Source organism: Rhodoluna sp., from assembly GCF_049276775.1.
Lineage (GTDB): Bacteria > Actinomycetota > Actinomycetes > Actinomycetales > Microbacteriaceae > Rhodoluna.
In genome coordinates, this window is sequence record NZ_JBASXC010000001.1 from 22,804 (window position 1) to 29,167 (window position 6,364).

6 protein-coding genes are annotated in these 6,364 nt (G+C 51.8%); all 6 read left to right on the top strand.

The window, feature by feature from the left end; genetic code table 11:
* Positions 1-94 precede the first annotated feature (94 nt).
* On the top strand, positions 95-1,600 hold the full coding sequence (locus WAO31_RS00125; protein ID WP_509588819.1) for an ABC transporter ATP-binding protein: 1,506 nt from the start codon (positions 95-97) through the stop codon (positions 1,598-1,600).
* Positions 1,597-2,832, top strand: coding sequence for an ABC transporter permease (locus WAO31_RS00130; protein ID WP_509588821.1), 1,236 nt, complete (start codon positions 1,597-1,599; stop codon positions 2,830-2,832). The genes WAO31_RS00125 and WAO31_RS00130 overlap by 4 nt, the downstream gene beginning before the upstream one ends.
* Positions 2,829-4,082, top strand: a complete 1,254-nt coding sequence (locus tag WAO31_RS00135; RefSeq protein ID WP_509588823.1) for an ABC transporter permease — start codon at positions 2,829-2,831, stop codon at positions 4,080-4,082. Before WAO31_RS00130 ends, WAO31_RS00135 begins: the two co-directional genes overlap by 4 nt.
* Positions 4,083-4,088: 6 nt before the next feature.
* Positions 4,089-4,484, top strand: coding sequence for a cytidine deaminase (locus WAO31_RS00140; RefSeq protein WP_509588825.1), 396 nt, complete (start codon positions 4,089-4,091; stop codon positions 4,482-4,484).
* Complete coding sequence (locus WAO31_RS00145; protein WP_509588827.1) at positions 4,481-5,761, top strand: thymidine phosphorylase; 1,281 nt, start codon at positions 4,481-4,483, stop codon at positions 5,759-5,761. The genes WAO31_RS00140 and WAO31_RS00145 overlap by 4 nt, the downstream gene beginning before the upstream one ends.
* Before the next feature lie 27 nt (positions 5,762-5,788).
* Positions 5,789-6,364, top strand: a 576-nt coding sequence (locus WAO31_RS00150; RefSeq protein ID WP_509588829.1) for an adenosine deaminase family protein, incomplete at its 3' end; no start/stop codon positions are given.

Consider the following 6,364-nt stretch of genomic DNA (forward strand, 5'->3'; position numbering starts at 1 on the left):
TTGAAGGTCGGGTGTCCCCATGGGGCATCCGACCTTCAATTTCTTATGTGAGATACTTTTTTTGACCACATACCAGCGCACGTAGGAGTGCACCATGAAGCTTGAGCTAAAGGGAATCACCAAAAGGTTTGGAACCCTGGTAGCCAACGACTCAATAAGCCTTGTCGTTGAGCCCGGGCAAATCCACAGCTTGCTCGGTGAAAATGGCGCCGGTAAATCCACTCTGATGAATGTCCTCTACGGCCTATACAAAGCTGATGAGGGAGAAATCCTCCTCGATGGTTCGCCCATGAATTTTTCGGGTCCGGGAGATGCCATGGCGGCCGGAATCGGTATGGTGCATCAACACTTCATGCTGATCCCGGTTTTCACAGTTGCAGAAAACGTAGCCCTGGGTCATGAGCCCACAAAAAAACTTGGTGTACTCGATCTTGATGCGGCAAGAGCACTAGTGAAAAAAATCTCAGACCGATTCGGATTCGATGTTGACCCGGACGCTTTGATTGAAGATCTTCCAGTTGGCGTGCAGCAGCGAGTCGAGATCATTAAGTCACTTGCCAGAGACGCCAAGGTTTTGGTTCTCGATGAGCCAACAGCAGTTCTAACTCCTCAGGAAACTGACGAACTTATGGAGATTATGCGCGGCCTGGCAAAATCTGGGACCTCAATTGTTTTCATCACCCACAAGCTTCGTGAGGTTAAGGCTGTTGCCGACAAGATCACGGTTATTCGCCAGGGTCGAGTAGTCGGTGAGGCCGAACCAAGTTCCGACACCGAAGAACTTGCCAGCATGATGGTTGGTCGAAGTGTTGGGCTCACAGTTTCCAAAAAAGCAGCCAACCCCGGCAAAGTTGTTCTGAAACTCGATCGGGTTTCGGTTTTAGACGACAGAGAGCACCGAGCAGTTAACGAAGTTAGCTTTGAAGTTCGAGCTGGCGAGATTCTTGCAATTGCTGGGGTTCAGGGGAATGGTCAAACCGAACTCGCCGAGGCGATCCTGGGCCTGCGTGCCCTGCATTCAGATTCGGGGGAAATCTCTATTGCTGGATTGAGCGGTAAGAACCGCTCGGTCAGGTCAGTGCTTGAAGGAGGGGTCGGTTATGTCCCAGAAGACCGACAGAAAAACGGCCTGGTCTCGGAATTCTCGATTGCTGAAAACCTTATGCTAAACGGCTCTTTCACTAAGCCTTTTGCCAAGGGCCTGGGAATCAACTTTGCCACCAGAACCAAAATTGCGGAGCAACGGGTAAAAGAGTTTGATGTTAGGACAACCTCGCCCAAGTCCCTGGCAGGAAAGCTATCCGGTGGAAACCAGCAGAAGGTTGTCCTAGCTAGGGAGCTTTCCAGAGAAGTTGACTTGCTAATTGTTTCCCAACCGACGCGGGGAGTAGATGTTGGTTCGATTGAGTTTATTCATGAGCGCTTAGTTGAGCAGCGCAACAACGGTAAGGCCGTTCTTTTGATATCTACGGAACTAGACGAGGTCATGGCCTTGGCCGACCGAATCGCGGTTATGTATCGAGGAAAAATTATTGGAATCGTGAGTGCCGATACCGACAGAGCCAAGCTTGGTCAAATGATGGCGGGAGTCACAGCATGAGTGTGCCTTCTAAGAAAGAGCCAATCAACTGGAATGCTGCCGCGAAAGAGATTCTCTCGGGTTCGCTAACTAGAACGGTGCTTTCTGTAATTCTCGGTTTTGCAGTTGGTGCTTTTTTCATGATTATTTCGAACCGAGAGTTTCTCCAGAATGTCGGGTTTTTCTTCGCTGATCCGCTAGCGAGTTTTAGAGCAGCCGGCGATGTTGTTAGCGCCGGTTACGGGGCTCTCTTCAAGGGAGCCGTCTACAACTCGAGTGCAGCGACTATTGAAGGGGCCATTAGGCCGCTAACCGAGACCCTGAGGCTTGCCGGGCCTCTTATTGCTGCTGGCCTTGGAATTGGACTCGGCTTTAGAGTTGGCCTTTTCAACATCGGTGGAACCGGTCAGTTGGTTTCTGGAATCATCTGGGCGACTTTTATCGCAACCCGCGTTGAGCTTCCACCGGTCATTCACCTAGTTGTTGCAATCATTGCGGCCATCTTGGGATCGGCGATAGTGGGTGCGTTTGTTGGATTCTTGAAGGCTCGAACCGGAGCCAACGAAGTTATTACAACCATCATGCTCAACTACGTGATCATTAGCTTCTTTAACCACTTGCTCCTTGATACCAATTTGCTCCAGGGTGCGACCGCGGACGGCTACACAAAGTCAGACCCAGCCGCAGATACAGCCCGCCTTCCGGCTCTGCTCGGTGATGGCTTCGCCCTAAACATTGGTTTTGTTCTCGCAATAGCTGCGGTCTTTGTTTACTGGTGGTTAATGGAACGCTCAACAATTGGGTTCAGGCTACGTGCCGTTGGATTCAATCCATCTGCCGCCAGGACAGCTGGCATCAACGTTAACGCCACCTACGTACTAGCTCTGGGACTCTCGGCTGCCTTCGTTGGACTGGCAGCTGCCAACCAAGCGCTTTCCTCAACCGGTGGAGTGACCCCTACTTCTCACGCCGGAATTGGCTTTGACGCGATTACTGTAGCTCTCCTGGGTGGCTCGTCCGCTCCAGGTGTCTTACTCGCCGGGCTACTGTTTGGGGCTTTCAAAGCGGGAGCCTCGGCAATTCAGATTGTGGGAATCTCGCCAGATGTTTTACTTATCGTCCAGGGCGCAATTGTTTTGTTCATTGCTGCTCCTCCTTTGATAAGGGCAATATTCAGACTTCCCCCGGCCCAGACAACCAACATGCTGACGAAGTTGAAGTCAAACCTATTTGGTCGAGGAGGAAAACGATGACTACCACGATTAAAAAAGAGGTTCGCGAATCTTGGAAAACTCCGGCTGTGATGGGCGTGATGGCGGTTGCCGTTTTAGTTTTCTTTGGGATTCTTGGAAAAACTGAAGCTGTTTCTTTTCAGCTAAGTGGAGCTCGCGAGGTGGTACAACTTCCGAACATCGATGTTGGTTCAGCTCTGCTTGGAACTTTTGCAGGCGTCGCTTTATTTGCCATAACTGCTTACGTGGCTTGGCTAGTAAGCCAGGACAGGAAAGCATCGATATGGCTCTCGATGCTGTTTGGTGCGATTGCCCTGTTGGCCCTGCTTGGCTGGCTGGCCGCCGGAAATGTGGTTCCGGTTGCTTTCATCCTGGGTTCCGCTCTAGTTTTGGCAGTTCCCATAATGCTCGGAGCCATGGGTGGAATCATGAGCGAGCGAGTTGGAGTAGTGAACATCGCAATCGAGGGTCAGTTGCTAACCGGTGCCTTTATGGCTGCAGTTGTCAGCACAATCACCGGCAACCAATTGCTCGGTGTCATCTCGGCAATGGTGACCGCCGCTTTATTCTCTGCGGTTTTGGCAGTATTTGCGGTTCGCTTTTTGGCCCAGCAAATCATTGTTGGTGTTGTTCTAAATGTCTTGGCCATTGGGATCACCAACTTCTTGTATCAGCAATGGGTGACAGAGGACGAGTCAGCAACCAACAGCCCGGGAACTTTGCCAATTATTTCTATTCCGGTGCTGGGGGATATCCCAATCATTGGACCTGTGCTTTTCCAAAACAGAATCACAGTATTTTTGGCCATAGCTATCGTCATCGTGCTGTGGTTTGTTTTGTTCAAGACTAAGCTCGGTCTTCGTGCCCGCGCGGTTGGAGAAAATCCACTAGCAGCTGACACCGTCGGAATCAACGTAGGCCGAACTAGATTCTGGTGGGTGACCTTGGGTGGATTACTGTCGGGTCTCGGGGGAGCTGCGCTAACAATCGGTAGTTCGGGATCCTTTGGTAGAGAGATGTCCGGAGGATTGGGCTTTATTGCCCTAGCTGTTGTGATTCTGGGTCGGTGGCACCCGGGGTATGCAACTGCAGCAGCACTGCTGTTTGGATTCTCCATTATCCTGCGCATCTGGGGAGGTCAGGTAAGCCCCGGAATCCCAACCAATTTCATCACCATGGTTCCATACATCGTTACCTTGATTGCGGTGGTTGGATTCGTTGGAAGATCCAGGGCACCGGCTGCCGACGGAATTCCGTACGTGAAGGGCTAAACAGATATGATCATCGACTGGAACCAACTCAAGCAAGTGGCGATTGAGGCCATGAACAAGGCCTATGTTCCATACTCCAAGTTTCCAGTCGGGGCAGCAGCTCTTACCGATGATGGTCGCATCGTTTCGGGCTGCAATATTGAAAACGCTTCCTACGGAGTCACGCTATGTGCGGAGTGTTCTCTGGTCTCAGACCTATTTAGGACTGGACCCGGCAAACTCGTTGCTTTTTACTGCGTCGATAAGCACGAAAACATTCTGATGCCCTGCGGCAGATGCCGGCAGCTTTTGTACGAGCACTCGGCGCCCGGAATGCTTCTAGAAACAGTTTCTGGAATCAAGACCATAGATGAGGTATTACCCGACGCCTTTGGACCGAGAGATCTGGGCGATAGAGCATGAGTTTTGACGCAGTTGACCTAATCATCGCCAAGCGATCGAAAGAGGAAATCTCGACAGAGGGAATCAACTGGCTGATTGAGAACTACACCAACGGAACCGTGGCTGACGAGCAGATGTCGGCCATGGCCATGGCCATACTCCTGAACGGCATGAACCGAAGAGAGATCAAAGATCTCACGATGGCGATGATTGCCTCGGGTGAGAGATTGAACTTTGAGTCACTGGGCGTTCCAACCACCGATAAGCATTCAACCGGTGGAGTTGGAGACAAAATAACTTTGCCGCTGGTACCGCTTGTTGCAGTTTTCGGTGTTGCCGTACCCCAGCTCTCCGGTCGAGGCCTTGGTCACACCGGAGGAACCCTGGACAAGCTGGAGTCAATTCCGGGCTGGCGAGCAAACTTGTCAAACGAGGAGATGACCAAGCAGCTTGCCAACATCGGAGCAGTAATTTGCGCCGCGGGTTCGGGTCTTGCTCCCGCGGATAAAAAACTCTACGCACTCAGGGATGTCACCGGAACCGTGGAGGCGATACCTCTTATTGCAAGCTCAATCATGAGCAAGAAAATTGCCGAGGGAACCGGGTCTTTAGTACTCGATGTCAAAGTGGGATCGGGAGCCTTCATGAAGGAGCTCTCTAAAGCCAAGGAGCTGGCTGAAGTTCTAGTCCAGCTTGGGCAAGATGCCGGAGTGAAGACCTCCGCGCTTTTGACGGACATGTCAACGCCACTTGGACTCAAAATTGGAAACGCCCTCGAGGTTGAAGAATCGGTGGAGGTCTTGGCCGGCGGCGGACCCAAAGACGTTATTGAAATAACAGTCGAGTTAGCAACCGAGATGCTGAGACTAGCTGGCAAAACCGATGTCGATGTCCAGGCGGCTTTGAAAGACGGTCGCGCGATGGATAAATGGCTCGCGATGATTTCCGCGCAAGGCGGTGATCCAGCCGCCAAGCTGCCAGCTGCAAAAGAAAATCAAACCGTGACCGCTACATCTGATGGAGTAATCACAAAACTCGACGCACTTTCGGTAGGCCTTGCATCTTGGAGGCTTGGAGCAGGGCGAGCCCGAAAAGAAGATCCAATTCAATTTGGTGCAGGGGTTACACTTCACGCTCAGCTGGGAGATTCCGTCAAGGCCGGAGACCCCCTCTACACTCTTCACACCGACGAACCAGCGCGTTTTGAGCGCGCTGCCGAGACCATCAAGAATGCTTATAGCATTGAGGCTCAGGCTGTGGTTCAAAGAAAGCTCGTTCTTGACCGAATCAGTGGCTAAGACTTTTTATCGAAGGAAGTAAGACACATGGACTCGAAAATCAAGGCGCTACCAAAGATTTCTTTGCACGATCATTTAGACGGTGGACTTAGACCGCAAACCATGATCGAGCTAGCAGATACCGTTGGACATAAACTTCCCCACACCGAAGCTGAGAAACTGGGAGAGTGGTTTTTCAAATCAGCTGACTCCGGTTCCCTTGAGCGCTACCTAGAAACTTTTGATCACACGACCGGCGTAATGCAAACCAAAGAGGGTTTGGCCCGAGTGGCCAGAGAGTTCGTTTTAGATCTTCACGACGATGGAGTTATTTACGGAGAGGTTCGCTGGGCCCCCGAGCAGCACCTGCGTCAAGGACTCAGCCTGGATGAAACCGTCGAGGCTGTTCAGGACGGTTTAGAGCAAGGCATGTCGGAGGTTGAAGCCAAGGGTGGATTCATCCGTACCGGTCAGCTCGTCACTGCCATGCGCCACGCGAGCCGTGGTTTAGAAATTGCTGAGCTTGCGGTTCGTCACCGCAACAACGGCGTAGTTGGCTTTGACATCGCGGGAGCCGAGAAGGGCTTTTTGCCCTCTAGGCACAAAGTAGCCTTTGACTACCTA

Coding starts and splice junctions, on each gene's coding strand:
- WAO31_RS00145 (WP_509588827.1), top strand. CDS start 4,481: ATGAGTTTTGACGCAGTTGACCTAATCATCGCCAAGCGATCGAAAGAG.
- WAO31_RS00125 (WP_509588819.1), top strand. CDS start 95: ATGAAGCTTGAGCTAAAGGGAATCACCAAAAGGTTTGGAACCCTGGTA.
- WAO31_RS00130 (WP_509588821.1), top strand. CDS start 1,597: ATGAGTGTGCCTTCTAAGAAAGAGCCAATCAACTGGAATGCTGCCGCG.
- WAO31_RS00140 (WP_509588825.1), top strand. CDS start 4,089: ATGATCATCGACTGGAACCAACTCAAGCAAGTGGCGATTGAGGCCATG.
- WAO31_RS00135 (WP_509588823.1), top strand. CDS start 2,829: ATGACTACCACGATTAAAAAAGAGGTTCGCGAATCTTGGAAAACTCCG.